At 72.5% G+C, this 26,887-nt stretch carries 29 protein-coding genes; 5 read left to right on the top strand and 24 right to left on the bottom strand.

Translation table 11 applies throughout. The annotated features are described in order from the left end of the window. Positions 1-51: 51 nt before the first annotated feature. The 21 genes from ACQPY0_RS00955 to ACQPY0_RS00855 all read right to left on the bottom strand — a co-directional run bounded on the left by ACQPY0_RS00955 (position 52) and on the right by ACQPY0_RS00855 (position 19,571). On the bottom strand, positions 52-1,269 hold the full coding sequence (locus tag ACQPY0_RS00955) for a hypothetical protein (protein ID WP_432983133.1): 1,218 nt from the start codon (positions 1,267-1,269) through the stop codon (positions 52-54). Next, a complete protein-coding gene (locus ACQPY0_RS00950; RefSeq protein ID WP_432983130.1) occupies positions 1,266-2,213 on the bottom strand; it encodes a DUF4192 domain-containing protein in 948 nt (315 codons plus the stop codon). Before ACQPY0_RS00950 ends, ACQPY0_RS00955 begins: the two co-directional genes overlap by 4 nt. A 375-nt stretch (positions 2,214-2,588) precedes the next feature. Further along, positions 2,589-2,897: a hypothetical protein gene (locus ACQPY0_RS00945; RefSeq protein WP_432983127.1), complete on the bottom strand. Its 309-nt coding sequence runs from the start codon at positions 2,895-2,897 to the stop codon at positions 2,589-2,591. Then, on the bottom strand, positions 2,894-3,310 hold the full coding sequence (locus ACQPY0_RS00940; RefSeq protein WP_432983124.1) for a hypothetical protein: 417 nt from the start codon (positions 3,308-3,310) through the stop codon (positions 2,894-2,896). The genes ACQPY0_RS00945 and ACQPY0_RS00940 overlap by 4 nt, the downstream gene beginning before the upstream one ends. Before the next feature lie 205 nt (positions 3,311-3,515). Beyond that, positions 3,516-4,460 (bottom strand): DUF4192 domain-containing protein, encoded by a 945-nt coding sequence (locus ACQPY0_RS00935; protein ID WP_432983121.1) that lies wholly within the window; start codon positions 4,458-4,460, stop codon positions 3,516-3,518. Between the two features lie 352 nt (positions 4,461-4,812). Continuing rightward, entirely contained in the window at positions 4,813-5,790 is a 978-nt protein-coding gene (locus tag ACQPY0_RS00930) for a DUF4192 domain-containing protein (RefSeq protein ID WP_432983118.1), read from the bottom strand. Between the two features lie 400 nt (positions 5,791-6,190). After that, positions 6,191-7,687 carry an ATP-binding protein gene (locus ACQPY0_RS00925; RefSeq protein ID WP_432995906.1) on the bottom strand — a complete coding sequence of 499 codons (1,497 nt, stop codon included), beginning with the start codon at positions 7,685-7,687 and terminating at the stop codon, positions 6,191-6,193. Positions 7,688-8,073: 386 nt separating this feature from the next. Further along, positions 8,074-8,370, bottom strand: a complete 297-nt coding sequence (locus tag ACQPY0_RS00920) for a hypothetical protein (RefSeq protein ID WP_432983115.1) — start codon at positions 8,368-8,370, stop codon at positions 8,074-8,076. A 59-nt stretch (positions 8,371-8,429) separates the two neighbouring features. After that, positions 8,430-9,218, bottom strand: a complete 789-nt coding sequence (locus tag ACQPY0_RS00915) for a hypothetical protein (protein ID WP_432983112.1) — start codon at positions 9,216-9,218, stop codon at positions 8,430-8,432. Then, positions 9,197-9,697 carry a hypothetical protein gene (locus tag ACQPY0_RS00910; protein ID WP_432983109.1) on the bottom strand — a complete coding sequence of 167 codons (501 nt, stop codon included), beginning with the start codon at positions 9,695-9,697 and terminating at the stop codon, positions 9,197-9,199. The genes ACQPY0_RS00915 and ACQPY0_RS00910 overlap by 22 nt, the downstream gene beginning before the upstream one ends. Next, on the bottom strand, positions 9,694-10,098 hold the full coding sequence (locus tag ACQPY0_RS00905) for a hypothetical protein (RefSeq protein WP_432983107.1): 405 nt from the start codon (positions 10,096-10,098) through the stop codon (positions 9,694-9,696). The genes ACQPY0_RS00910 and ACQPY0_RS00905 overlap by 4 nt, the downstream gene beginning before the upstream one ends. 55 nt (positions 10,099-10,153) lie before the next feature. Continuing rightward, the gene (locus tag ACQPY0_RS00900; RefSeq protein WP_432983104.1) at positions 10,154-10,624 is read right to left on the bottom strand and encodes a hypothetical protein; all 471 of its coding nucleotides are present in this window, start codon (positions 10,622-10,624) and stop codon (positions 10,154-10,156) included. A gap of 305 nt (positions 10,625-10,929) precedes the next feature. After that, positions 10,930-11,970 carry an ArdC family protein gene (locus ACQPY0_RS00895; protein WP_432983102.1) on the bottom strand — a complete coding sequence of 347 codons (1,041 nt, stop codon included), beginning with the start codon at positions 11,968-11,970 and terminating at the stop codon, positions 10,930-10,932. A gap of 170 nt (positions 11,971-12,140) precedes the next feature. Next, positions 12,141-12,704 carry a hypothetical protein gene (locus ACQPY0_RS00890; RefSeq protein ID WP_432983099.1) on the bottom strand — a complete coding sequence of 188 codons (564 nt, stop codon included), beginning with the start codon at positions 12,702-12,704 and terminating at the stop codon, positions 12,141-12,143. Further along, positions 12,701-13,609 (bottom strand): hypothetical protein, encoded by a 909-nt coding sequence (locus tag ACQPY0_RS00885; RefSeq protein ID WP_432983096.1) that lies wholly within the window; start codon positions 13,607-13,609, stop codon positions 12,701-12,703. Before ACQPY0_RS00885 ends, ACQPY0_RS00890 begins: the two co-directional genes overlap by 4 nt. Then, on the bottom strand, positions 13,606-14,883 hold the full coding sequence (locus tag ACQPY0_RS00880) for a hypothetical protein (RefSeq protein ID WP_432983093.1): 1,278 nt from the start codon (positions 14,881-14,883) through the stop codon (positions 13,606-13,608). Before ACQPY0_RS00880 ends, ACQPY0_RS00885 begins: the two co-directional genes overlap by 4 nt. Before the next feature lie 186 nt (positions 14,884-15,069). Next, on the bottom strand, positions 15,070-16,191 hold the full coding sequence (locus tag ACQPY0_RS00875) for a DNA-processing protein DprA (RefSeq protein WP_432983090.1): 1,122 nt from the start codon (positions 16,189-16,191) through the stop codon (positions 15,070-15,072). 391 nt (positions 16,192-16,582) lie between these two features. Continuing rightward, positions 16,583-17,632 carry a zeta toxin family protein gene (locus ACQPY0_RS00870; RefSeq protein WP_432983087.1) on the bottom strand — a complete coding sequence of 350 codons (1,050 nt, stop codon included), beginning with the start codon at positions 17,630-17,632 and terminating at the stop codon, positions 16,583-16,585. Beyond that, on the bottom strand, positions 17,629-17,907 hold the full coding sequence (locus ACQPY0_RS00865) for a hypothetical protein (protein ID WP_432983084.1): 279 nt from the start codon (positions 17,905-17,907) through the stop codon (positions 17,629-17,631). Before ACQPY0_RS00865 ends, ACQPY0_RS00870 begins: the two co-directional genes overlap by 4 nt. Positions 17,908-18,150: 243 nt before the next feature. Continuing rightward, positions 18,151-19,341 (bottom strand): ATP-dependent DNA ligase, encoded by a 1,191-nt coding sequence (locus ACQPY0_RS00860; RefSeq protein ID WP_432983081.1) that lies wholly within the window; start codon positions 19,339-19,341, stop codon positions 18,151-18,153. After that, on the bottom strand, positions 19,338-19,571 hold the full coding sequence (locus ACQPY0_RS00855; RefSeq protein ID WP_432983078.1) for a hypothetical protein: 234 nt from the start codon (positions 19,569-19,571) through the stop codon (positions 19,338-19,340). Before ACQPY0_RS00855 ends, ACQPY0_RS00860 begins: the two co-directional genes overlap by 4 nt. A 485-nt stretch (positions 19,572-20,056) precedes the next feature. Between ACQPY0_RS00855 and ACQPY0_RS00850 the strand changes: the two genes are divergently transcribed. From ACQPY0_RS00850 to ACQPY0_RS00840, 3 genes are all read left to right on the top strand, one after another. Continuing rightward, positions 20,057-21,076, top strand: a complete 1,020-nt coding sequence (locus ACQPY0_RS00850; protein ID WP_432983075.1) for a hypothetical protein — start codon at positions 20,057-20,059, stop codon at positions 21,074-21,076. A gap of 441 nt (positions 21,077-21,517) precedes the next feature. Next, positions 21,518-21,892 (top strand): hypothetical protein, encoded by a 375-nt coding sequence (locus ACQPY0_RS00845; RefSeq protein ID WP_432983072.1) that lies wholly within the window; start codon positions 21,518-21,520, stop codon positions 21,890-21,892. A 106-nt stretch (positions 21,893-21,998) separates the two neighbouring features. Further along, a complete protein-coding gene (locus tag ACQPY0_RS00840; RefSeq protein WP_432983069.1) occupies positions 21,999-22,754 on the top strand; it encodes a hypothetical protein in 756 nt (251 codons plus the stop codon). A gap of 210 nt (positions 22,755-22,964) precedes the next feature. On the opposite strand, the gene ACQPY0_RS00835 is transcribed toward ACQPY0_RS00840, so the two are convergent. Continuing rightward, entirely contained in the window at positions 22,965-23,387 is a 423-nt protein-coding gene (locus ACQPY0_RS00835) for a GntR family transcriptional regulator (protein ID WP_432983066.1), read from the bottom strand. Positions 23,388-23,748: 361 nt separating this feature from the next. Between ACQPY0_RS00835 and ACQPY0_RS00830 the strand changes: the two genes are divergently transcribed. Together ACQPY0_RS00830 and ACQPY0_RS00825 are read left to right on the top strand one after the other, a co-directional pair. Next, positions 23,749-24,102: a hypothetical protein gene (locus tag ACQPY0_RS00830; RefSeq protein WP_432983063.1), complete on the top strand. Its 354-nt coding sequence runs from the start codon at positions 23,749-23,751 to the stop codon at positions 24,100-24,102. Positions 24,103-24,239: 137 nt separating this feature from the next. Continuing rightward, positions 24,240-24,536, top strand: a complete 297-nt coding sequence (locus ACQPY0_RS00825) for a GFA family protein (RefSeq protein WP_432983060.1) — start codon at positions 24,240-24,242, stop codon at positions 24,534-24,536. Positions 24,537-24,802: 266 nt separating this feature from the next. Here the strand turns inward: ACQPY0_RS00825 and ACQPY0_RS00820 are convergent, their stop codons facing one another. Then, complete coding sequence (locus ACQPY0_RS00820) at positions 24,803-26,005, bottom strand: glycosyltransferase (protein WP_432983057.1); 1,203 nt, start codon at positions 26,003-26,005, stop codon at positions 24,803-24,805. Positions 26,006-26,269: 264 nt separating this feature from the next. Further along, entirely contained in the window at positions 26,270-26,887 is a 618-nt protein-coding gene (locus ACQPY0_RS00815) for an AAA family ATPase (protein WP_432983054.1), read from the bottom strand.

The following is a 26,887-nucleotide window of genomic DNA, read 5'->3' as shown; positions in this document are numbered from 1 at the left end:
GGCCGGAAGCCGGGTCGCATCGTCGCTGTGTGCGTTTCGGCGCGGCCGCCGCTACGACGTGGCCGGGGCGAGTCGGGGGCCGGGCGTTGTCCGCAGCCTGGTCGAGCGGTGATGGACCCAGGCGGCGAAACAGGCCGCGTGGCGGTCATCCGTCACCGCGACTACCGACCCGGTGCAGATGACCCGCCAGCGGGCTTGCCCGCGGCCGCGCTCGCTGGCCTGGTCGATCGCGTACTGGCGGTTCGGCAGGCGGGTGCGTCGGCGGGCGGACAACAGCGCGGCGGCGAACGCCGGAACGAGGCGGTCGTAGTCCCAGCGGACCTGGTGTCCGTCGTGGTCGGGCCAGGCGCCGGTGCCGCGGACGACGGCCCACCACAGTCGGTCAACGGTGCGGCTGTCGAGGCCGTCGCACACCTGTCGGCTGGTGCCGCCGAGCATCCGGTACACGTCGACGCGGGCCGTCTGCCGCCACGATGCGCGCACGTCGCGCCGCTCGAGGTCGGCGAGGTCGGCCTCGTCGAGTACTGGGTGGTCCTGGCGCAGCGTGCAGAGCAGGTCGACGATCTCGGGTGGCAGGTCGGTGACGAACGCGCCCAGCGCGGTGCCGTCGGCGGAGCGGAGGTCTGTCCACAGGTTGGGGTAGCGCCGGCGCAGCGTCCGGTAGTTGCTTCGGTCCACTGTGGACGTGTCTCCGGCCGTTTCTGCGTCGCGGGCGACGGATTCGAGGCTGACATGGACGGCCTGCCGTTTGTGCTGACGCCACCGGCTCACCTCGATGCCGGGCAGGTGACCGAAGCGGCGGCCGAGGTCGTGGTCGGTGTATCCGATCCGGAACCCGGCACCGGTCAGTCTGTCGAGGACGGCAGCCGCGGCCGTCCGCAGCTGGTCGCTCAGCCACGCGACGTCGCCCGAGCGCAGGGAGATCAGGGTGGCGTGCAGCGCTGCCGCAGCGGCGAACGCGTCGTCGTCGGCCCGGCGTGGCGCGATGACCACGGTCCGGCCGGTCGGCGACGAGGCGTGGCTGGCGGCCGTGGCGGCCAGGTCGGCGCCGAGCAGCAGCAGCGCTGTGTGCTGTGCGTGCCGGACGGGGCCGATGTCGTGATAGTCGGCCAGGTAGACGCCGGCCTCGGCGGCGCACCGGCGGACCCGGGTCCGGATGGTGTCGTCGGCGGTGGCCAGCACGACGGCGCCGCCGAAGCCGGCCGGGGAGCCGGCAGCTGCAGCGATCGCACCGCCGTGGCGGCGGGGCGTGTTCGCAGCGCGGGTCATGCCGGGCGTCCGCTGCGCGACTCGTCGGTCAGCTGCCACACCGGGACCACCTGGTCCGCGGGGATGTTCGCCCGGATCGAGGCGACGATGATCCGCAGCATCGGGTTGTTCAGGTTGACCGTGGCGGCGCGGCGGGCCGAGGCCAGGGCTAGGGTGGTCTCGCCGCGCATCCAGGCGCACCACGCCGCGAGCGCGGCCGGGGCGCTCACGTAGGCGTCGGGAACACGGCGGGTCAGGTCCAGCCACAGGTTGCGCTGCCACATCTGGTGGCTGGTCGCGTTCCAGGCCGCATCGCGCAGCGGTACCTGCTGCAGCAGCCAGGCCATGCGGGCGGCCCCGTCGTCGGTGAGCCGCTGGTCGAGCATCGCCCGTTCCAGCAGCGCGTCGAGCTCGGCGCGGGTCGGCTGGTCGCCGACCGGGATCCGGGCGATGGCCGCCGCGACACCGGCCTGGGCGGCGGGGTCGGGCTCGGCCAGGGCCAGCAGGTCGGCGCGCGACGGCAACGCCACGTCGCCGCGGAGCGTCGCCGCGGCAGCGATCGCGGTCGAGCGTGGGTCGAACGGGACTCCGGTGACCGCGTCGCAGTCGCAGCCGGGCGTGAGGCAGTAGAACGCTTCGCCGCAGACGATGCCGGCGGCGCCGACCAGCACGTGGCGGTCGACCGCTTCGGCGATCGCGGCGACGTCATCGGCGGCGGTCACCGGCCCATACCCGATGATCATGACGGTGGCGGTGGGCGTGTGGGCGAGCGCCTGCTGGACGCTGTCGGCGACGATGGCCGGTGGGGTGCCCAGTGCGACATCGGCGTAGGTGGCCACCCGGCCCGACGCGGTGAGATGGACGAGGACGACGCTGTCGGACGGGTGGTACTGCAGCAGGTAGGGCAGCATGCCCAGGAAGTCCTCGCGGCTGCGCAGCCGCAGCGGCGTGGTTGCCTTGTGCATTACAGGTGCTCCTCTGGATGAGGCCCGGGCGGGCAGCGACGGCGAGCCGGTCGTCCGGCGGGCAGTGCATTGGGCGGCCCGTGCTTGGTCGTGTCGGTGGGCCGCGCTGACCCGAGGCGTGGACCGTCCCCACGAGCGCAGCCAGGCAGGGCCGCCCGGCCGGCCCGCCGGATGTGACGCCCGTGGGCTCGTGTGGTGTGCGCCTGGCGGTGTGCCGGCGCGCCTTGCCCGGCAAGGGCGGGACGGTACAAGCGCGGCAGGGCAGCGACGGCCTGCACCGCCGCGCCCGAACCGGCCCCGCCTGGCGTCGGGGCTCACCATGCCGCACCGGGCTGGCGACGGTCGCCGGCCGCAGCATCGGGCAGCCGCGACGGGTCAGGACTCGGCCGTGACGAGCCGCACCTGCGCGGTCGCGTGCCCCTTGGGCGTGTCGATGTGCATGGGCGTCGCGGCGAGTTGGTCGACCAGGGCCTGGAAGACCCCGTAGCGGGCGAACGGGTCGCGCAGGTCGAAGGCGGCGTCCACGGTGACGGTGGCGGTTACCCGGAAGGTGCGCCGCACTGCGGGAGGGCTGGCGGCCGGCGCGGGGGCGTGGTCGGTTGCCTGGGTGCGGGTGTGCGCTGCCAGCTCGTGCGTGGGCTGCGATGCGTCATCCGCGCCGGACGGTGTCGGCCGTGCGGTCATGAGCGACGGCGCCGTCTGGGCTGGTGGACGCCGACCTGTACTGCGTCCGGGTTCGGTGGGCAGATGCTGAGCCCGCCGGCGGTCGTCGTGTAGTCCACGGACACCCAGGCGCCGCCGATGCAGAGGATGGGGGTGCCGCAGCGGCGGCACTCGTGCTCGGCGGTGGCGGCGTAGGCCTCGCGGTCGGCTCGCCACCGGCCGCCGTCGACGGCGAGGTCGAGCCGGGCGAACGGTTCACCGACGTGGTGCAGGGTCCTCGACCCGTCCGGGTTGGGCGCGCAGCGGGCCAGATGCGCGGGCTCGCCGTGGACGGTGTAGGCGACGTAGGACGATCCGGCGATGACGACGAACGTTCCCCGATCGTCATGGGGCGGCACGGTCGGCGTCAGGCTCGGCAATGTGGGTGATGCCATCGTGGTTCCTCGCTTCCTGCATGCCCCCTTCCGGCGGATTGAGAATCATGAGGGTGATCCCCCGGCCATCCGTCGCGGCTGGGCCTGCGACGGATGGCGGGTCCGGCCGCCAGCAGGGGGTGCGAATGTCGGTTGGATCAGACCCGGCGGGTTCGCCGATACGGCACGAGAACGTCCAGCCTCGGCACCGGCTGGTGCAGCCGGCTCACGCCTGATCGGCGTCGTGCGGCTCGTGGGGCATCGGCCACACCGGGACGAGCTGTGAGGGGGGAATGTTGGACAGGATCGACGTGACGACCAGCTGCAGCATCGAGTACGACGGGTCCGCTCGGCGGGCGCGGCGGGCTGCGGCGAGCGCGAGCGGGTTCTCGCCGCGCATCCACGCGCACCACGCCGCCAGCGCCGCGGGGGCCGGCACATACCGTTGCGGCAGTCGGCGGGTCAGGTCCAGCCAGAGATTCCGCTGCCACATTTCCCGGCTGGTGGCTTCCCAGGCGGCGTCGCGCAGCGGGATGTGCTGCAACAGCAGTCCCATGCGGGCGGCCTCGTTGTCGGTGAGGCGCTGGTCGAGCATCGCCCGTTCCAGCAGCTCGTTGAGGTCGGCCGCAGTCCAGCTGTGCAGGGTGGGCATGCGCTGGATGGCTTGGTCGACGGCGGCCTGCGCGGTGGGGTCAGGGTCGACCAGGGCCAGCAGGTCGTCACGGGAGGGCAAGGCCACCTCGCCGCGTACGGCGGCTTGGGCGGCGACCTCGGTGGCCCGGGGGTCGAACGGGACGCCGCCCAGCGCGCCGCAGCCGCAGCCGCGGACCAGGCAGTGGTAGTAGCCGGCGGATACCAGCCAGGTCACCCCGACCGGGACGTGCCGGTCCACCTCGTCGGCGACCGCGGTGACGGCGCATGCCTCGGTCAGCGGACCGTAGCCGACGATGAACACGAGTTCGGCGTCCGCGCGGCTGGCGAAGTCGCGGATCTTGTCGACGGCGTCGGATGTCGGGACGTGCAAAGCGATGTTGGTGCACGCCAGCACCCGCCCGGACGATGCCACGTAGAGGGTCACGATGCTGTCGGCGGGGTGATAGCCGAGCAGATACGGCACGGTGCCCAGCACGTCGTGCGGGCTGCGCAGCTGCGGCTTGGAAGCGTTCGTCATGATCGGGCACTCCCTCATCAACGTTGACACTGATCGATTGCCTGGAGGTGTTGGTGGTGAGCTGCGGCCCGCCTGTGGCCGGTCGGCCACAGGCGTCCGGGCAGCGGCAGCCCGTCACGGCCGCCTGGAACGGCTGCTTGGCTGCGTCACCGGGCAGGGACCCGGCGCGGCACACGAGCGAACCGCGGCCGGCGCCGACGGCGGCCGGCGTGCGGCGGCGAGGCGTGCCCCGCGCTCGGCAGGCCGGGAAAGCCGGCATCGCCCGTGCGCATCGGCGCGCACCCGCCGTCGGATGCCGCCCGACCGGGCCCGGCCACCGCGGCGGCCGGGCCCTCGAGCGCATGGAGGGGCGCTACCGCACCGACGAGAGCAGGTGGTCGTGGCCGGCGGCGGGCGGCCATTCAGCCACGACGGTCGGGGGCAGTTTGGCGTGGATCGCGGTGCAGATCATGGCGGCCAGCCGGTTGCCCGGGTCGGCTTCAAGGGACCGCCGGGCGGCGGCGAAGGCGAGGTGGGCCTCGCCGCGCCGCCAGGCGCACCACGCCGCCAGCGCGGCCGGCACGGCAACATAGCGGTCCGGAACGCGGCGGGTGAGATCCAGCCACAGGTTGCGCTGCCACATCTCCTGATCGGTGCCGTACCAGGCCGCGCGGTGCACCGTGCAGTCGTCGAGCAGCACCGCGAGGCGGGCCACCTGCCCGTCGGTGAGGCGCCGGTCCGCCCGGGCCAGGTCCAGCAACTCGTGGAGGCGCAGGTCGGCATCGGCAGGACCGGGCCGTGTGTCGTCGGCCAGCGCCTGCCGCAGCGTGCGGCGGATCGCCATACGCACCACGATGTGGGCCGCAGGATCGGGTGCGGTCAGCGCCAGCATCGCCTCCCGGGAGGGCAAGGCCACGTCGCCGCGGACAGCAGCGGCAGCAGCGACCGCAGTGGCCCGCGGGTCGAACGGAATCCCGGTGACCGCCATGCAGCCACAGCCGGGCTTCAGGCAGTAGTAGCGGCCGTCGGCGACGAAACACGAATAGCCGACCGGCACCGATGCGGTGACACCCGCGATGAGCGCCTTGACCGTGCTCGCGGCCGGCAGCGGCCCGTACCCGACGACCAGGACGCACTCGGCCCCCGTCCGCCGGGCGGCGTCGAGCACCTCGTCGACGGCGCGCACAGCCGGGGCGGCCAACGACAAGACGTGGACCGCCCGGACCCGGCTGCCCGACTGCACGTACAGCACGACGATGCTGTCGGCGGGGTGGTAGCCGACCAGGTAGGGCACCATGCCCAACAGGTCCTCCGGGCCGCGCAAGACCTGTGGTGCGGAAACATCGGACATCGACGGAACACTCCTTCGCAACGACAGATGCGCGAGCGGCTGGCGACGTGGCGTCCACGGGCCGCTCGGCACGGGACGACCGGGCCCGCGGTGATCGCGCCGGGCCGGGCCGTGCTGACCCGATGCGCGGACCGGCCCGACGGCCATGGCCAGGCAAGGCCGTCGGCCGTGGTGCTGACCGGCCACGCGTCCGCCGCTACCGTGATGCCGGTGGGTGGCTGGCCGGCGTGCCTTGCCGGGCGAGGCCCGGGACGGTACAAGCGCGGCAGGGCAGCGACGGCCCGCAACGGGGCGCACCCGCGGGACCGTGGCCACGTGTCTGCGGCATCCCCGACAGACACCGTCCGAATACACCGGTAATGCAGCACTACGCCCTGCGGCGGCTCTGCCGATGCCGCTGTCAGGCGTGCTCCGGCATTGCCAGCGCCACGGCTTCGGCGATGTCGCTACGGTCCGGATGGTCGTGGCCGGCCAGGTCGGCCATCGTCCACGCCAGCCGAACGACGCGCGTTGCCCCGCGGACGCTCACCGTGCCCGTCTCAAGCGCCGCGTGCAGCATGGTGCGGCTGGCCGGGGCCAGCCAGGCGATGCTGCGGCGGACGACGTCGTCGGGCACGGTGTGGTTGGTGACGGCGGGCGCGGTGGCAGCGGAGCGTTCGGCCCATCGGGCGGCTGCGGCGGCCCGCGCGGCGGCGACACGGGCAGCGACGATCGTCGACGGCTCTGGGCGCCAGGCCGTGGTTGCGGGTTCGTATGGTGTCGGTGGGAGGCTCGCCCGGATCTCGACCCGGGCCAGCAGCGGGCGCAGCCGGCTGAGATACCGGCGCCGTCGCGCCGGCGTGCAGGCACAGAAGCCGGGTTTGTTGCAGGGGCAGTGACGCGCGGCCAGGATGAGCTGTGCCGCGGCGGGATAGGTCACGGTCCTGGACATGCCGGTCAGCGCGATCTGGCGTGTGTCCAGTGGCTGGCGCAGGGCCTCCAGGGTCCGCGTGCCGAGGCGGGCGGCGTCGTCCAGGAACAGCAACCCGTGATGGGCGAGGCTGACCGCCCCCGGCCGTCGTGGGCTGCCGATCAGTGCGGGGATGGTCGCGGTCGCGTGCGGCGCCTGCCACGGCGGCCGGCGCAGCGCCTCCACGTGATCGGGAATGAGCCCGGCCATCCGGTACAGCTCGGCGACCTCCCGCCCGGCGTCCACGCCAAGGTCCGGCAGCAGGCTGGGCAGGCACCGCGCCAATACGTCTGCCCCCATGCCCGCCGGGCCGATCATCGCCAGATGATGCCCGCCCGCGGCGGCCACCTCCAGCAGGCGGACCTGCCGCTGGTCAGCGGACACATCGGCCAGCTCACCGATCGGCACACCCGGGCTCGGCCACCCGCTGCAACTGCCAGGTGCTGCGGCATGCAGCGCCGTGACCAGCTCCCGCAGATGATGGACCAGCCGAGCAGCGACAGCGGGTTCAGCGACTGCCAGCTCGCGACTCCCGGCGGGGACCCAGGCGAGCCGGCACCCCGCGGCGGCGACGGCGGCCAGCCGCTGCGACATGGCCCGCGGCGTGCGGACGCTGCCGTCCAGCCCGAGCTCACCGACCACCACCGACTCCCGGAGGACCTCGGCCGGCGCCTGACCGGTGACGGCCAGCAGCGCGACGGCGAGGGCCAGGTCGACACCGCTGTCGCCGGACAGCAGACCGGCGGGCAGCACCTCGAGCCGGACCGATTGTGTCGGCCATGACAGCCCCGCGTTGACCGTGGCGGCATACAGCCGATCGCGGGTCAGGTGAACGCTGTTTGCCGGTAGTCCAGTGATCGTGACTGAGCCGGCGCCAGGATCGACGGTGGCGCGGACGCGAATCAGACGGGCGTCGGCACCCCGGCCGGTGGGTATGGATTGTTCCACTGTCGCGGCGGTCACTTCGACAGATGCATACACGGTGAGCTCCTTCGTGAGACGACGATTTGCTGGCGGGCCTTCGGTTGGCCGTCAGGTCGCGAGGCCGATCGGATGGCGCACGAGGTCCGTGACCTGGCGGTACGGGTCCAGTGGTGAATCTGGTGGCCGATACGGCGCGCGCGGCCGTCTGCCGTCGGCAGTGGCCGTACACAGCGCGCAGTGGCAACAGCGGTCGCGGTGACCGTGCTGATAGCGCGGCCGGGTGGCCGTTGACCGGGCGCCGCACGTAGGTACGCGTCAGCGGGGTAGCCGCGGCCCGGTTCGATGCCGGTTCGTCGGCTGGGAAACGCATGCCGAGGCCTTCGTAGGTCCTGCATGCGGTGTGTCGGTTGTCAGGGAGCGAAGCAGTGTGCAGCTTGCTGGTCGCCGGTGAGCGAGGACCAGGTGGCCTCGAACGACCGACGTTGCTTGGCCGCGATCTCGCCCGGTGCGGCGACCAGCAGGTGCTCGGCCCTCGGGAAGCCTGTGCCACCCTGGCGCAGCCAGACGCGCCGGATCCCGAACTCGTCGGGGCGCAACGGCCCAGGACTGAGCCGCAGCAGGGCAGCATGCATCTGGTCCCGGGAGCCGCTGGCCAGGGGGCGCACGGCGCGCATCGCAGCGTTGGGTGCGGTGAACGTGCGACGCACGTCGTAAACCGACCACGGCTGCGCCTGTAGCTGTGCCCGAGCCCTGGCCAGGACTGTGGTCAGATCGTGTTTCGCCGCGAGGCCCCACCCGCTGTTCGCACCGAACAGCCGCATTCGCGGGTTGAGGGCCAGCGCCGTGTACTCGATGCGTAGGGCCAGCGCGCCAGCGTCTGGATGGGTACGCCAGCGCTGCGCCCACACGGCCTGACCGCCTGCCGATGCCTGAACGGACAGTGCGAGCAACAGCTCCGGTTCCACCACCGCCCCGTCAGGTCGTACAGGAATTGGCGGGTCGTGTCGCGGGTCCAGCCCCACCGCAGTAACGGATAGTCGGGCTGGCGCCCATGGCGGACAATGCCTGCGTCCCGGTCGGCGCGGCGGCGCTCAGCGGCGTCGTAGCCCAAGACGTGGACGAAGCCCGGCGGCATGTTGTCGGCCAGCCACGCGTCGAGCACCTCGCCCTTCCAGCGCAGGCTGCACCGCCGGTTTGACACCTGCGCCACAGTGCCGTTGCGGGCGAGCTCGTCCGACAGCCGCACAGGACCGGACCGCACCAACCGTGCCGGGCTGGTGCTGTCATCGAGCACGACGTACCGCTGACCGCCACGCCCGATCGTCAACGCCGGGCGGGCCACCTGCACCACTCTGACCCGGTGTGCCCGGACCATCGGCAGGACTGCCTCTTCAAGGTCGCGATACGTGTCGGGATACTCGTCACCTACCTGGCTGACCAATACCGTGAGCGCGGACAGGGGAAAGTCCCGGCTCGTCGGATCGGTCAGCCAGCGCACCAAGATCCCGGTTGAATCGACCCCCATCCCGAGGCTCAGTACGACATTGCGTTGCACGACCACGACCTCCTTGCGATGCGGCTGTCCCGGGTCCACGTGATGACGCGCCGCCTCAAGCGCCCGGTCGGGCAGTGGTGCGGCAAGACCGCCGCGCAGGTACGTAGCAGGGGGTCAGCGGGGGCCTCGGCGGCACCTGCACGCTCATTCGGTCGCCTCCGCCGGGAGCTGCCAGCCGGGCACGCAGCCGCGGGCGAATTCGGCCGCCCACGCCGGTGCGGCGACACCAGCCAGGTGATGATCCGGCCGGACCTCTTCGGCGCCGTGCCGCCGTCGTCCGGCAGCCAGGGGCCGCTGATCTCGATCCGCTCGATGACCCACCCGTAGCCGACGTGGGTGCGCCAGCGGATGTGGGCCGTGACCCGGATCGGGCTGAACTGCCGGCCGCCGGCCTCGATCGGCTCCGCGCCGCTCACGTCGGCGTCGGCGGTGTGCGCGACCTCGGTGTACGCCTGCTGTTGTGCGAACTGCACGCTCACGGCGTCCCTCCCTGCTCCTCGGTGTAGGCCGCCCGGCAGCTGTCGTGCCACCGGGTGCGCGGATACTGGACCGGCCACTCGTCGCGCTGGATCGTGTCGCCGGTGTTCGGGTTGGGGCCCCGCCCGCACCAGGGGCAGAGCACGCCGCTGCCCGACGGCTCCGGCAGTGCTGTCGACGCCCGGGTGAGCAGCTGCTCCCGCACCGCCGCGCGCCGCTGGTCCGGCGTACCGGGCAGCGCGATGCCCACGGCAGTGCTGAGCATCCGGTGAGCCGCGGCCCAGTGCGCGAACGCCTGGACCCCGCCGCCGGTGTCGCGCAGCCGTTCCCCGTCGGCCTTGGCCGCGGCCTCGGCGCGTAGCCAGCCGCGCCGGTACTCAGCCGCGTGCTGCGCCAGCCCCACAGGATCAACCCCACGTCCACGGACACGCCCAACCCCGAAGCGCCCAATGTGTAGCTCACGGCTGCACCACGCCGGCCTCGGCGGCGCGCCGGTGGTCGTCGGCCGGGCCGCCGTGGACCCGCACCCACGTGCCCGCCGACACCTCCCACGTGACCGGCTGCGAGCCTGAGTCAAGGGGCGGCAGCAGCCGCACCCGGGCATTGCCGTGCACGTCCGCCTTGGCCGTGTCGATCGTCCACATGTCGGCCCCCCGCTGTACGCCGAACCCGGTGTACTGCGGCAGGGCGGTCGCGCTGACCCGCTGCCCCGGTCGGCAATCGATGACCGTGTGGCCGTCCCCGGTCAGGCTCGGCCACACGGCCTCGTCGAAGCTGATCTCCGGAATGGTGAACTGCTCCACGTCGAGATTGGCCGCTACGCACACGGTTGCCTGAGCACCGATCCGGGCATCTCCGGCCGGGAACACATAGACGTCGTTACCGGCCGTGAGCACGGTTACCGGTTGGACTGTCGACTTGTCGCGCATGTGAGCACTCCTGGTTAGGATGCCGACCCCACCGGTTGGACGGCGATGGTCGAGCGGTGTCGGACTCGGCAGGCGCCGGGCCCGATCGGCATGTCCCGGACCGGTGGTGGCGTCGTGGGGCATGCTGACCCGATGCGCGTACCGTCCCGACGGCCGCGGCCAGGCAAGGCCACGGACTTCGGGGGCGATTCGCGTCGCGGCGGGTGTCCGCGTCGGAGCGGTGTTACACGGTTGCTGCGCTTGCAGCGGGCAGCGGCCGAATCGGGCCCGTCCGCAGGACGGTCGGTCGTGCTGCGGCGTCACCTTCACGCCGCGGCGGCGGGCACCGGCTCGGCTGGGTGCTGCGCCGGGCCGGTGTCGGCCGGCTCGGTGTCGGTGTCGCCGGCGAGGTCTTGCAGGATCGTTTTGGCCACCCGCAGGACGGTGTCCGCGGTCTGCTTGACCAGGTCGATGTCGCCGCCGGCCCAGTCCAGGACGTAGGCGTCGGAGTAGGCGGACGTGTCGAGGCCCAGGGCGGCGCAGACGATGTGCGCGACCGACTCGGCCTCGGTCTCACACCGGCCGCGGTGCTGGACCACGGCTTGCGGGTCGTTGCCGAGATGGCCGCAGCGGATGTGCGCCAGTTCGTGCACGGTGGTCTTGACCCGGTGGGCCGCGTCGACGTCATCGCGGATCTGGACGCGCATCACGGGACTGCCGACGGTGACGCCGTTGGCTGCACCCAGATGCGGGCTGCCCGGTGGGGCGAGGTCGAACCCGTAGCCCTCGTGTTTGATCAGTTGGACCAGGTCGTCGAACGCGCCGGTCGGGTCGTCGCCGGTCAGCAGGTGCGGCAGGCCAGCGCCGCTGAGCCGCTGCCGGCGCACCTGCTGCACGGTCGGCACCGTGAACGGCGCCCCGTCGGTCTGGGAGATGTCGAACGTCGACTCGAGCCGGAATCCGACGATTTGGACGGCGGGACGGCCGTCCGGGTCGCGGCGGACCGGCCGCCCGGCTGCCTGCATCTCGGCGGCCTGTTCCTCGCTGGGCTGGCGCCGGATCGCCGCCCACACCCGGAACGCGGTCTCGCCTTTGCGGACCTGCCGGCCGTGCTTGAGCCAGCCGCTGCTGCCGTCCTTCTTGCCGTAGGACAGGAAGAACCGGGGCTGCATCCCGCGCTGCGCTGCCTGCATCATCAGCAGCAACTGGTTGCGGGCGCTGTAGCGGGCTCCCCACAAGGCGACGGTCTCGATGAACTCGACCCACTGCGCCGGTTGCGCGGCCATCCGGGCGAGCCGGGCCTCGAAGTCAGCCGTGGCCTGCTCGAGGAACGCCTCGCGTTCAGCTGCGTTGCGGTGTCTGGCCACGATGTGGCCCTCCTGTTCTCCGCCCGTGCGGCGGCGGACCGGCTGGGGCCATCCCGGGCCCAGCCGGCCCGTTGACCCACGGACCGACACCAAGTCGCGGGCACGCCGAAGCGCCCGGGACCGTCCGCGAACGGACCCGGGCCCGGCGTATGCCGGCAGGTGCGCTGCGCCTAGACCGCCGTGCAGGCGCGCAGCAGGGGTTCAGCTGCGTCCTCGGCACTGGCACGGCCGAAGTAGCCCCAGCACGACTCGACAGCGGTCCACATCGCCGGCGTTGTCTGTCCACAGTGGGTGCAGCTGACCGCAGGGATGTGCTGCTGGACGACGACGCCGTAGACGTCACCGTCCAGCCACGCCTGCCACTCGGCCTGCTCGGCGGACAGGTCCGCCACGCCGGTGATGCCCGCGTGAGCCCGGTAGGCGGTGGTGTCGAAGATGAGCGCGGTGGTGTCCTGGCTGCTGGCCGTGGCGATGCTGGTGGTGCCGTGGCACAGCCGCAGGTAGCGGCAGAATAGGTCGTGGTCGCAGAAGTACTGCCAGGCGTGCGCCAACCGTCCGGTGTGGGCTGGCTGGTACACCTCGGCCGCGGCGCGGACCCTGCCGCCGCGACCGATCAGCAGCGCGGGGGCCAGGGCATCACCCCATGGCTCGCCGGCATCGGCGTCCGCGACCAGCAGCGCCCGCCAGCCCGGGAGCCCGGCAACGGTCACGACGTCGTCCCTGGACATGGTCATGGCCGCAGTCCTGTCCCAGCTGCCGGCGCCGCAGCGTGCAGCGCGTCGGCGATGGCCGGACTTGGCTGGTGGCGTTTCGGATAGCGCCACGCCGGCAGGCCGACGATGGTGCGGCGGCGCTGCCGGCGGCTGCCCAGCCGGATGAGGTAGCGGTGGTTGCCAGGATGGCGCACCGAGGTCGCGCCGATCGCGGCGAGCGCGGCATGCAGCCATGCCCGCGGGGGCTGGCTGCCGTCCGGCGGTGGCGCGCCGAGCGCGACGAGCCGCGCGATGACCCCGCGGGCGCCCCGCTCGCCGGTGCAGACCTTCGCCATCGCTCTGGCGGTCAGCGCGGTCGCGTCGGGCAGCAGGGTCAGCGATCGGGGCGTGGCCAGCCCGGTGTAGATCGCCGAGCACGCCTGGTAGACACAGCCGGCGTGACCGGGCGTGACCAGGACAGGACCGGACGCGTCGCGCCGCACCCTGGGGATCGGGTCCGCAAACGCGACGACGCCCCGCAGCCCGTGATCGGCCGCCGCCATCCGCAGCGCGGTCATCGTGAAGTGCGACTCGCCGTTGGCCGGCACCGCCGGGGCCAGCACCAGGCGCTGCAATTCCAGGGACTGCCGGTACGGCTCGAGGCCGGGGAACGGGCGGGTGAGCACCGCCGGGTGCATCGGTACCCCGAGCACGAGCACGCCGCAGAGCCGCCCGTCGGCCCGGGTCCGCAGCCCGTAGCGCAGCCGTGCGGCCGGCCAGCTCGCCGTGTAGTGGTGCGCCACGGTGTACTGCCGTGCTTCGGCCTCGGCCAGCTCATCGATCGTGTAACGGCGGGTATCCAGGCCGCCGTCGCGGCGGGGAACCCATCGGTGCCGCCCGGACGCCCACCGCTGGCACCGAGCTGACCGGTGCGGCAGCGCGGTCACCACCGGGCTCCGTTCGGCGTCGCGCTGCCGTCCGAGCCGACGGGCAGCGGGACCGCCGGGGGCGGCGCGGTCGGGCGGACCTGGTCGGGCGCCAGGTGGTGCACGACGGTCCACTCGCGGTTGTCGGGGTCCTGGCCGGTCCAGACGCCGACCGTGCCGGCGTTGAAATCGACGCCGACGATGTCGGTCTGGTAGCCGTGCGGGTCGCCGACGGCCACGACCACGAGCGCGTCGGGCAGGTCCGGGTCGACATGCACCGTTGCGGTCGCCCACCCGGTGACCAGGTTGACCGGGACACCGGTCACCTGATCCCCTTCAGCGGTGCGGCCGAGGGCTGCGGCGAACGCGTCGATGGTGGCGTTGATCCGGGCGGCGACGGCGGCGAGCGCCATAGCGGCAGCGTCGTGCCCGGTCGCCCACACGGTGCCGCTGCGATGCCGGTAGCGCTGCGGGACGAGATCCGCGGCGGCCAGGTGGCCCGCACTGAGCTCGACGCCGCGGACGCGGACGGTGACGATCCCGCCGCCGTCACCGGTGGCGGCGCCCTCGGGGTCGGTGGTGGGCCAGATCGCCACGCCGGACACCCCGGCGCCGAGCCGCCAGACGTCGTCGGGCAGTGCGCTGGTGAGCAGTGCCTGCACCCGCAGCGCGGCGCTGTCGTCGGGGTCGCCGCTGTCATAGCGGCCGGTGGCGAGCCCGGCAAGCGCCTGCTGGGTTGCCGGTTCGAGGAACCAGGTGGTGAACGCGTCGGGGTCGAAGTGCACGCCGGGCCCGGTGACCGGCTCGACGGTGACCAGCCGCGTGGCGGTGCGCTCGTGCACCGGCAGCCACACCACGGGCTCGGCGTCGTCGGGGTTGTCGCTGCCGCTGACGTAGAGGTGCGCGTCGGCGACGTCACCGTCGCCGTCGACCGACGGGAAGAGATACACGTACCGGGTGGTGTGCAGCCCGTCGATGCGCCAGCCGACGCTGTGCCCGTCGGTCCAGGGTGCCGGCGTGGCCGGGCCGACGAGGTCGATCGCGGTCGTTGTGGTGCACGCGTCGTCGGGGTCGTGCTCGTCGGCATCGGCGGGCCGGCTGTGCGCGGTAACGGTGAGGGGCCGGTTGTTGCCGGCATCGACGGGCGCGGCCAGGTACACCAGGTCGATGAGGCCGGCGCGTTCGGCGCGGAACCCTACCCGGCCGTCGGGATCGTGGAACGGGGTGAAGGTGACGCCCCATCCGGTGGTGATGTGCTGGTCGGCGGGGAACGGCCCGCCAGCGTTCATGGTCATGGTGGTGTCCTTTGTCGTGAATCGACGAGGGCGTGTGCCCTAGACGGGCGGTGGTGGCGGCGCGGGCCGCCGCGCTGCGGGCAGCTGCCCGGCCGGCGAGGGCTGCGGTACGACCGGTCGGCCGTACCGCAGCGATCCGCATCTGGTCGGGTTTCGCTTCGCCGCGGTGGGCGGGGGCGCCCGGGGTCAGGTGGTGGTAGAGACCTCGACGGCTTGGTAGGTGCCGTCCGGGCCGTACACGCCGGCGGTGAGGGTCGCGCCGGGCTTCGGCGCGGTGAACAGCACCTGGAACGCCTGGTCGGCGGCATTGTGGTGGGAGTCGGCGGCCACGTAGAACGGCGGGACGGTCTTGGCGTGCCACCACCCGTCGTCCCATCCGGCCGTACCGGAGACCCGGTACAGCTCGCCGCTGTCGAAGCCGGCCGGGCGGCCGGGGCTCGGCGCGGTGAGCGCGGCCAGCACCAACGCGGCATCGGTGACCAGATGCGCCGCGCCGGCGGCGAGCAGGTCGTGGCAACCGGCCGACAGCATCGACCCGACGTGCCCGGGCACCGCGCACACCGGCCGCCCGGACGCGGCCGCGGCTGCGGCACAGGCCAGGACGGGGTCGCCGCGGCGGGCCTCGACCACCACAGTCGCGGCCGTCAACGTGCCCAGCAGCGAGGCGACGACCGCCGAGCGGGCGTCGCTGGGCGGGCAGCCGGGCGGGAACGGACTGATCAAGGCCCCGCGGCGGGCTGCCGTGTCCGCGATGCGCTCGTAGACGTAGGGCAGGTCGCCATCGAGACCGGCACCGCTGACCAGGACCGGCCGGACGACGGCCGCTGTGCGCAGCGCGGAGGTAACCGCGTAGTCCGCGCCGAGCCGCACACCGGTCACCGCGGTCCACCCGGCGGCCGCGAGGCCCGTCGTGAGCTGCTCGGCGACGAACAGCCCGTACTCGCTGGGCGCGGAGCTCCCGGTCAGCGTCACGGCCCGCTGCACCAGCCGGGCGACCTGCGGGTCACCCCGCACCCACAGGCACGGCAGCACATCGCAGCCGGTCCCGGCCGGCCAGCCCTGGTCACCCCGGACCAGCAGGTGCAGCCCGGTCTGCTCGGCGCGGCCGCGCAGCGACTGGCCGAACGCGGCCAGGTCGCCCACGCTCGAGCCGTCGCCGATCGGGAACGGCTGGTCCTCGGGAAATGCCCAGGCGGTAACGGGCAGGTCATGCGCCTGCAGCACGCCCGCAGCGTCCGGCGGCGGGGTGTAGCCGACGAACCAGGACAGCGCGGCGAGCACGTTGCGCACATCCTCATCGATGATCATGCGTGCCGGACCTCCACAGTGCAGTGCGGGCCCCGGCGCCGTGCTCAGCGGCTCGCCGGGGCGGGGACGGCACGCAAGGCCCGTCCGGGCGCAGCCGGTGTCAAGCCGGCCGCCGCAGCAGTGCGCCCATGGCGCTGGCCGGTCCGGCCGGCTTGACGACGGCCAGACCGGGCGGGACCGTGACCGGCCACCGCACCGCGAGCCAGCCGTGCACGGCCGACGGTGTGCACCGACCTTGACTTGGCGTGCTGCCGAAGCCCACCGACACAGCCCGCCATGCGTACGGTTCAGCTGGCCCTAATGCGACGCCGGGTGGTTGACGTACGGCCCACCCTGACGGCGTTGCTGGCAGACAGCGACGCGAACGCGCGCGATCGGTCGGGCGGTGGTGTCAGTAACCGAGTTCGTGTTCGTCGGCGTGGACGGCACTCGATGGCTCGCCCGCAGCGAAGCGGTCGTACAGATGTGCCGGGTCGCTATGGTGGCGGCTTCGGCTGCCGGCCTGCGGCGCCGGAAGGGTTGTGCCGAGAGCCGGGCCGCTGGAGTGGTCCGCCCTCGTGGCGATCGTGTCGGCGAGCTGCCGTACGTCGCGCCGGGTGGCGGCCGTGGCGTCGGCGAGCAGCTGGGCGAGGTCGGGGCGTAACTCGTCGGGCAGGGTCGGGGCGAGTACCGCGGCACGAGTGAACAGGTCGGTCGTGCCGGTGCTGGCGAGGCTGGCGGCGCGGCCCTGCTCGACGGCCGTACGGGTGGCTGGTGGTTGCTGCCATAGGCCGTCGATGAGCTGGTTGCGGTAGAGCTCGTGGCCGTTGCGCTGATACACGTGGACGACGTCGGCCAGGCGGTGCTGGTCAATCCGGTCGGCGGTGGCGAGCAGGCCGGCGTAGGCGGTGCGCTGGTAGTCGGGCGGGGTGTAGCGGCCGTAGCCGAGTAGGACCCGGTCGGCCTGATAGCGGTCCAGCACGCCGAGGCGGCTGTGCAGCTCGTGGACGGCGAGGATGGCCACCTGCGGTGCGTAGGCGAGGGCGCGGAAGCGGTTGATGAGGGCTTCGGCGTGGCCGGGGTCGGCGAACGTGGTGGACAGCACGATGTCGTAGCGGCGGCTGGTGGCTTCGGCGATGGACATGCGCAGCCAGCGTTGGGCGTCGCGTTGGGTGTAGGCGGCGGCGGTGCGGTCGTCGGCGAGCGCCAGTTCTTCGTAGCGGGGGTGGTAGGTGCGCAGATCGTCAACGTCGATCGCGACGGCGTCGGTACGTCCGAGCCGGGCGAGGACGGCGGCTTGCGCGACGGATTTCCCGGCGCCGGGCTGGCCGACGACGAACACCGCGACCGGCTGCTGCTGCGGGGTACCGGTGAGCCGTTCGGGAACGATGTCGTCGGTGAAAATCCGTTCGGCCTCGTCGAGCGGCAGCACGTAGCGGTCGCGATCGAGGTCGGCCGTCATGGCCGCGGGGACCGCAGGTCGCGCAGCAGCGCCGGACTCTCCGCGAGGATCCGGGCGATCGCAGCGTGGTCGCCTGGGGCAAGCTCGCGTTGCTGCGCAACGACCTGGGCTCGTGCGGCGCGCAGCTGGGTGATGTCATCGGACGGTCCGGCTCGGGCGATCCGGGCGTTGTAGGCCGCGGCGAGGGCACGCAACGCACCGATGGCGCGGTCGTACTCCGCGCCCTGGTCAGTGCCCCAGGGCTGGAGGTCACCGTCGAAGCGTCCGGCGTTCATCGCCACCTCCCTGCATGGTCGATGGTAGATCGTCGCAGCGGCTGGGCGGGGCGCTCGCCCGCCCGCTGCCACTCCGGCTGGAGGGCTGGCTGGTTGGCCAGGAACACCTGGTGACACCCCAGGTCGGCTGGCTTGGCCGGCAAGGGCATCGACAACCACGATCGGGTCCGTCGGGCTGGCTGCACGGTTCGGCCGCGGCAGGCCTAGAGGCAAGCGCCGGATGGTCGGCCCGGATCGGTGCTATCAGGCGGCTGTGGTGCCGATCTCTGACAGCGTTGCCACATCGACGCCGGCGACGGTGAGCAGCTGCAGGGCCTGATCCATGTCAAGGTCGTCGACAACGTCGGCGCCGTGCACGAGCCGGCACCATCCGCGATGTGCCTGGCGGATCACCTCGATGCGCCAGGCGCCGTCGGGCGTGCTCATCGCGCCGATCACCTCGAGCGGCGCCGGCAGCCGGCCGGCCGAGTGCTGGCGCGGGCCGGGAACGGTGAGGTCGGTGCGGACGCCGCGCCAGACCGGATGCCGGAGCCGGCCGTCGTCCGTGGTGGTCTTGAACGCGATCTCAGCGGTGACGACCGGCTCCACCCAAGTTGCGGCGGCGGCCTCGCCGTGGGGCACGTCGACGACGGCGGGGGTAGCGCGGCGCAGCGGGCCGAGCAGCTGAACGAGGTGCCGCAGCTCGCCGTTGGACAGGCCACTGCCGACGCTGCCGATGTAGCGCAACCGGCCGTCGGACTCTTCGGCGGCGAGCAGCAACGCGCCGATCATGCCGCCGCGGCGGCCGGTGCCGGGCCGGAACCCGACGACCCGCGCGTCGCAGGTGCTGACGAAGACGTGTTTGCGCCAGTTCGACGAGCGCCGACCGGGCAGATAGCGCCCGTCGTTGGCTTTGGCCACGATCCCTTCGAAGCCGCGACGGGCCATGTCGAGAGCGTGGGCGGCGTCGTCGAACACGGGCGGAACCCACACCCGGTCCCCGTCGAGGCCGAGCTGCTCAAGCAGTGCCCGCCGCTCGTGGTACGGCAGTTGGATCGTCGGGTGCCCATTGAGGTGCAGCACGTCGAAGACCGCGAGCCGGACCGGGACCGCGGCCAGCAGGGCCGGGCGGGGCGATCCGACGTGCACGCGGCGCTGCAGCCGGGAGAAGGATGGCAGCGACGTGTCCGGGTCGACGGCGACGAGCTCGCCGTCGAGCACCGCGCGCTGGCCGCGCAGCGCGAAGACGACTTCCCGGACCTCCGGGAACCCGTTCGTGATGTCATGTCCCGCCCGCGAATGCACGACCAGATCGGTTCCCGCCGTCCGAGTGATCGCTCGGATGCCGTCGAACTTCAGCTCGTATGACCAGCCGCCGCCGGTCGGCGGCGGGCCTGGGGTGGCCAGCATCGCGGCCACGCGGGCCGGTAGCCCGGTGTGGTCGGACGACGTCATTCGCAGGCGTCGTCCGGGTCGGTGATGCGCGGGGGCGCTGATGCGAGGGTGAGGTCACCAATGTCGAGTCCGTGGCGGTGCAGCAGTTCCTGCAGTCCGCTGGTGGTGTGCCAGTACTCGACGCCATCCGAGTCGATAGCACGGTTCCAGGTACGCTCGCCGGTGCCGTCGCGATCGAAGACGGCAGATTCGACCCGCCAGCCTGGCGCGTACAGGACCGTGGTTCCCATCAACCTACTGTTGCCGGTTCTTTTGCCTGGGCAAGGCCAGGATGGTCAAGGTCACCGAACTACACCAGCGGCATTCAGACAGCAGGGCGCAGACAAGGCGCGCGGCCGCCTGATCCGCGGACCGCTGTGCCTACATGGAGCCGCCGTGCCAGACCGGCTGGGCGTGTGCAATGTCGCGTGCTCGCGACCTCAAGGTGTCCGCACCTGCAGGCCACCGCCAGGCGGCTCCGCGATGTTGAAGTCAACCCGCGAGCTGATCATTCCCGGCGGCTGACCCTGGGCTCAGTCCGCAGTCCAGTGTCCTGGCAGGGACTGGACGCTGCTCGGCGACGAGCTCATACACTGAGTACCGTCAATGCCCACATGGTTATCCACAGCCCGGCCGCACGGTTTGTGGATAACCTTGTCGCCGCCGTCCCGCCGCTGTTGGTACATTCGTACGAAAAGGCGGCTGCGGTGATGTCTTCCCCCTCCATCGTGCCGCTGTGCTCGTGCGCGTGGTGAGGGGGAGTGTGTCTACGTCAGCGCTGGCCGAGGAGGCCGATCGGGGCGCGTCCGTGCCTGGCGGAGGCCGGGCGCGGCTGCGGCAGGTCTGGTCGGGTGGTGGCCGGATCGACCGTCCGGATGATGTTGCGGCGGTGCTTGCCGATGTGCGGCGTGTGGCCGCGACCCGGTCGTCGACTGCGGAGTCGCTGGCGGTGCTTGAGCGCGGTGCGGAGGTGCCCCGCGGGGGCACGGTCGATCCTCAGCATGCGTTGCCGGTCCCGGTCGAACTGGAGCCGGTGCTGGGTGGCGGGTTGCGCTGTGGCAGTGTGGTGGCGGCGGCCGGGTCTGGATCGCTGCTGCTGAGCGTGCTCGGCGCGGCGCATGGCGCTGGCGCGTGGGCCGCGATTGTGGGGCAACGCACGACCTTCGGGGCGGCGGCGGCGCTTGAGTTTGCGGTGGATCTGGGGCGGGTGGCGTTGATCCCAGATCCTGGCAACGACTGGGCGCGGGTCGCTGCGGCGCTGATCGGGGGTGTGGATCTGCTGGTGGTGTACCCGCCGGCGGTGGTGCCGGATGCGATGGCGAGCCGGCTGCAGGCGCGGGCTCGGAAGGCGGGCTGCGTGCTTGTCGTGGTCGGGCCGGCTGTCGGGGTGAGTGTGTGGCCGGGGCCGGACCTGGTGGTGGAGGCGATCGGGCACCGGTTTCAGGGGCTCGGGGCGGGGCGCGGCCGGTTGCGTCGGCACGAGGTCCAGGTGAGCGTGACCCGGCGGCGGGGCGGTGGGCAAGCGCCGATGTGGGTTCCGATGCCGCCGCCGTCGCTCGCGGCGAGCGCCGGCCCGCAGCCCGGCGCGGTGCCGGACTTCGGCCTGCCGGACGGCTGGCCGGCGGTGCAGCGCACGCACGGCACCGGCCAGCGCAATCTTCGCCCGGTGTCCCCGCGGCCAGCAGTGGACGATCCGTGGGCGGCGTATCTGGTGACGGACGATGCATGGGCCGCACGCCGGGCCAAGACGGCATAGGTGGCACGTCTGGGCGTGGCCCGGCCGGTGCGGATGTGTCATGATGCGGGTGCCGGCGCATGTCGAGCGTCCGGCGGCTCCGCTGTAGGAGCGTGTTCCCCGCGCAGGCGGGGTTGCGTCGCCAGCCCGGTCCACGGGTGTGGCGTGCACCCGAGCTGCGATCGAAGGGAACCGTCATGCCTGATCCTGCTGACCGTTCGGCGACCGTTACGGCTGGACCGTCGTTGTATGACCTGGTCGGCACTGTTCCGCCCGGCGATGTGTTGCGGCGGTCGCTGCCCGCGTGGGCGTTGCCGCCCAACTACGGCCATCGAGAGGGGTTGGCGGTGGTTTCGGGAGCCTTGGATGGCCATTCGGATCGTGACGCCGCGGCGAGGGTCCTGGGTGGCTGGCCCGTCGGGTACGGCGCCACGGCGGCGGGACAGCGCGCAGGAGCCGGTGATGGCGTGCGCGGGGGTCTGGCAGCTGGCTGCCCACCTGGCGGCCACGGCGGTGGTCGAGCATGTGCGTGCCGATGTCGACGAGGCGCTCGCCGACCAAGTCGCTGAGGCGATCCGTGCCGTGTGGCCGGGCTGGGGGCGGGTCGCTGCCCCGACGCGGGAGCGGCTGTCGGTCGGGTTGGCCCTGCACCGTCACGTCAGCACCTGGTATCGGGGTCTGACGCCGGACGCCGGGCTGACCGAGGTGGCGGCGTGTGCGATCAAGACTGGCGCTGAGCTCCCGGCCGCGCAACACCGGCTCATCCGCCTGGTGCTCCAGCGCCCGGCCCGGCTGCGTGAGGCTGCGCTTGGCCTTGATCTGGAGCGCCGGCCGTGACGCACACTCCAGCACCGGCAGTGTCGTCGTCGTCGGTGGGGGCAGGCGCCCGTGAGCGGGAACGTGACGTCCCACTTCGCATGGTGTCGGCCGTGAGGATGGTCGGGTGATCGCGGCGGCGGACAAGGCGGTGGCGCGGGACGCGTTCCGGCACGCCGATGCGCTGGAACGCGAAGTGCTGCAGCGGTTCCCGGACGCGTGGCGGCAGATGGACGCGTGGCGGCAGCAGCCGCCGGTGGTCTGGCCGCAGTGGTGTCTGCTGCCGATGGCTGCGAGCACGGCGGTGGCGCTGCAGGGACGGAGCTCCGTCGGGTTCGGGGTGGCGGCGCGGGCGCCGGTCGCGCAGGTGGCGGCGTTGTACGCGTGGCGGTACTCCCGGGCGGTCTACCTGGTCGAGCCCGGACTGCTGCACCGGCTGCTGTCCACAGTGCCTGACGCGCTGACGCTGGACGACGTCGTGGGCTTGCCGTCGTGGTGTGTCTATGTGCCTGGCGGGCATCCTGAGTTTCCGGGCCAGGGCTTGTGGGCGCACCTGGAGCATGACGCCAAGACTGGCCGGCCGGAGCTGCGGCTGATCCTCGACGCGGGCGGCGGGCTCGAGGCGATGCTGCCGATCCCGGTCTATCTGGACCGGCCGTCGGTGACGGAGGCCCTCGCCGACTTCCGCGCCACCGCCCTCGCCACCGCCGACGGGCAACGGCCGACCCTGGACGGGGCGGACGTCCGCGGCGCTGCCGCAGACGCGACTGTCGAGGCTGACATCGTCGACGCCATTCGTCCGGGAGTAGGCCCGGGACCCCGTCGGACCCGAATCGCGCGTGACCGTCAGGTGTGGGCCGTCGGCTACAGCACCCGCACCTGACCGGCCTAGCTTCGCGATGCATCCGACCGCGCCGCCGGGCAACGAAGACAAGAGACCGGCATCCACGGGGGAAGATGCCGGTCTCGGCAACCAGAATGCCAGGCGGATCCCCTCCCCGCCAAGGGGCGCCGTCTGCGAAGGGCTCCGCGCAGGGCCGGCGCGGAGGCGACACCAACCGCGTCGCGGAGTTCCACCGGAGTGTTGTGCCGGTCAGGGGTGTAGTGACGGCAGGGGCGCGATCAGTTCGACCTGGTCGGCTGGGTGTCGCTCGGTGGTGTCGCCCGCCCCGGTCACCACGATGACGGGCATTTCGGGGCGGGAGCGCAGTGCCGCAGCCTCGGGCAGGGTGGGCATCCATGCCGTGACGCGATCGCCTGGCGCCAGTGCGATGGCCACCCGGTCGGGCGGTGCGCACACCACGGCGCGGTAGCCGCGACGCTTGGCGATGAGCAGTTCCCGGCTCAGCACCGCGAGGGCGTCGCGGATGGTGTCCAGGCCGCAGCCGACGATGTGGCACAGGTCCTTCTCCGACGGCAGTTGGGTCCCCGGCGGGTACTCGCCGCTGAGGACCTTTCCGCGCAGCAGGCCGGCGGCGGCCACGAAACCGATCTGATCGGAACGACCGAACTCCATGCCCTGATATTAGGGCCATGTGGCAATAATAGGGAACTACCTGCGTCGACTTCGGGCATCACCCCTCGTTGGCGAGCGTGAAACGCTGCTGCGCAGCCCGCTTCCCGGGGGTCGATCGGAGTCCGTTCGATCGGCCCGTGCATGCTTGCTCGTTCGTGCTTCCGGGGCACAGTCGTCCGGTCGGCGTGTCGTTCCGGTTCCCCGGCGTGTCGTACGCGTGTGCGATTTTGGGTCGTTTCGGTGCTGTGTCCGTCGGGTGTGGCGGCCTAAGGTGCTGTGGCGTCGGCGCGTTCGGCGGCCGACGGTTGCGGATCGGGGGTGGGTGATGTCGAGCAGGGTTCCTAATCCGCGTCAGCGGGCAATGGCCGGGTACACGGCGGAGGTCCGGGTCGGCGGGACACCGGGGGCGATCACCACGGGCTATACGCCGGCCGGCCGGTTGTGCCGGGTAGATCTGCGGGTCGGTGGGCACGGTTCCCAGCTGGCGGGGCTGGCCGAAGCGCTGTCCACGGCGATCACGGAGGGGCTGCGGCATGGAGCCCCCGCCGAGGAGTACCGGCGCGTATTGGCGCTGGCGCTCGATCCCGTGCCCGATGGCCAGGACGAGCACGGCGAACTACTGATTACCGCGGTCAACGGCACTGTCAGCCGCCCATCAACCGCAGCCCAGCCAGCCACCGATCCGACCTTGTCGAACGCTGAGGAACTGCACTGATGCCCGAGACCACGACCGATACACAGACCCGCTCCGGCGGCTGCCTGTGCGGGAGGATCCGGTTCACCGTCACCGGCTCACCCGACTATCCGCATGTGTGCAGCTGTGTGCACTGCCAGAAGCGCGCCGGTGGACCAATGCAGTCATGGGTTGGGTTCCCCCTCGAAGGGCTGCGCTGGACCGGCGACGGCGGCGAGCCGACCTGGTACGACACCTTCCCCGGCCAGACCAGGCGCGGCTTCTGCGCCACCTGCGGCAGCCACCTCGCCGCGTTCGACTATGGCGACACCATCATCGGCATCAACGTGACCGCCCTCGACGAGCGGACCGGCGAGGACCTCATTCCAGTCAACCAGTCCTTCCGCGGCGACGCGGTCGCCTGGCTGCCGCACGTGCCCGACACGAGCAGAGGGCCGGTTCGCGCCGAGCAGTGACTCGACATCGCAGGTGCGCTGCCGGCACACCTGGCGCCCTATCCGGGGAAGCAGCGTCGCCGGCCGAGCCGGTGCTGGCGCGGGGGCGGGCTTCGCCTTGCGCAGGAACGTCTCGATGACCGGGCCGAAACTGGCCCTGGAACCCTGCAGAATCCACGTACCACCGCGGAGGGGTGGACCGAGGCGGCCGCTGACACCCTCGATGCCGCCGGCGACAGCCGCCTGGTCCAAGCCGCGCAGGACCAGCTGTTGCGCGCGTGCTGGGATCAGTTGTCTCGGACCGCGTTTCCGCGGGTCGTATTGGGTACGAGGCGCCGGACGGCTGGATCAGGTACGGGTGGCCTTGGACGGAGCCGGTCACGCAGCGCGGACCAGACCCGTCCGGCGTGCGGGGTGTGGCGGATCTGTTCGCCGACGCGTTGCGCCCCAGCGCGGTACGACACGTCGGTGAGCACGGCGCGGACAGCCGAGCCCGCCCGGGCGGGGTCGTCGACGACGATGCCGGCCCCGGCGGCGGCAACCCGCTGGGCGTTCATCGGCTTCTCGGCTCCCTTGGGACACAGCACCATCGGGATGCCGTGGCTCATCGCGGCCAGGACGGTGCCGGCACCGCCCGCCGCCACCACTGCGGTTACGCCGACGGCGAGCAGCTGCGCCATCGGCGTGAACTCAGCGAAGCGGACGTTGCCCCGGGCGTCACCGTGCGGGCGGGTGCAGCCGGGCGGGATGAGCGCCAGCACGTCAACGTCGCCGAGGGCGGCGACGGCGTCGACGAGGGTGTCGAGCATGCCGAGGTCGAGCAGGACGGTGCCCAGGGTGACCAGCACCCGCGGCCGCCCGGGCGTGGACGGTGGCAGGTCCGGCGCCTGGTCTGGGGTTGGTCCGGCGTAGGGGCGGGCGCGGATCGGCAGCCGGTCGGCTGGCGGTGACCATGCCGGGCTGTGCAGTGCGGCCGGCCACGGGTCGACGAGCGCCACCCGCCCGGGCCGGGCCAGGCCCTGCTGCGCGTAGCGGGGGGCGAGGAGGATGTCCATGGCGGGCGCGAGGGGTGGCGGCGCGATCGGCAGCCCGATCGCGTGCTGGACCAGGGGCAGTCCCAGCGTGGCGGCCACCATCGGCCCGGCCGCGTCGTACTCGTCCGCGACGATCGCGTCGGCGCCGAACGCCCCCGCCGTGCGCAGGATCGCGTCGAAGGACAGGTCCACTCGAGTACCGGCGAAGAACGACGCGACGGGGAAGATGTCGCGCGGGTCGGCCATGTCGGCGCCGCCGGTGCGCCGGTCGTTCTCGGCCAGCAGTTCAGCCGGCTCCGGGCCGCCCGGCCACACCGGCAGCTCGCCGACGAGATGTGCCATCGACGGTGGGACGGCGACGGCGGCCTCGTCACCGGCTGCGGCTGCGGCTTCGGCGAGGGGCAGCAGCGGCAGGAGATGGCCGTAGATCGGGACCGCGGTGAACAGCACGCGCACGCGGATCATTGTCGCTGCCGCGCCCGCGAGAGCGCCTCGGCGGTTCGTGGGAGGCATTCCGGCGTGGTACCCGCGCCGCACCCGGCCCAGGCGCTGGTTCCCGGCCGAGTGCGGTAGCGCATGGGAACCTATTCGCGCGGGCTTCCGAGCGTGTGCGACGCGTGTCTGGGTGAGTCGCACCACGCCTGCTGGGGAACGAAGACGACCCCCGTCAGCGCTGGCCACGATCGGCGGCATTGCCACGGGATGATCCAGGTGCCGCACTCATGCGGCCTCCTCACCTGCCAGCCCGTCGTGGCGCCCGGCTGTGGCTGGCGTGGCGCTGCCGCCGTCGGCCCGCTTCTGCTCGCAGCGCGCGCACCGGGTCGGGCACGGGGCCGTGGGCGCAGTGCCGACCAGGCCGCTGGTGTCCAAGATCGTGTCCACGGTCTGCTCAGGCGGCGAAGACTCCGGGATGACATGCTCCCCGGATACACCCAGCGCATCGAGCGGCACGTACCAGCTGCGCATCTCCTCGGCGCTGACCGGGATCGGCTCGGCCCGGTTGCGGTGGCGGCGGATGGTCTCCTTGAAACTGACGTCGAGGTAGTAGACGTGGCTCGGGCCGGAATGTTCAGCGATCAGCTGCCGCAACACGGTGCTGTAGCTGCGGGTATCGAGGATGCACTCGACGATGACGTGATAGCCGGCGTTGAGCAGATACCGGGCGGACATGCCGATGAACCCGGGCGCGACCGCCTCGTGGCCGAGACCGCCGTGTTCCCGCAACACCACCCGCCTGAACTGGTCCTGCGCGATCCTACCGAACGCTGCCAGTGCCAAGTTCCCCGTAAACTGGGACGACACGTTGTGGACGTGATCGAAACGCCGCGCACCGGACAC

The organism is Dactylosporangium sp. CA-233914 (assembly GCF_050942935.1).
Classification (GTDB): Bacteria; Actinomycetota; Actinomycetes; order Mycobacteriales; family Micromonosporaceae; genus Dactylosporangium.
The sequence above is the reverse complement of the archived record's forward strand: the minus strand, read 5'-3'. Positions and strand labels throughout refer to the sequence as shown.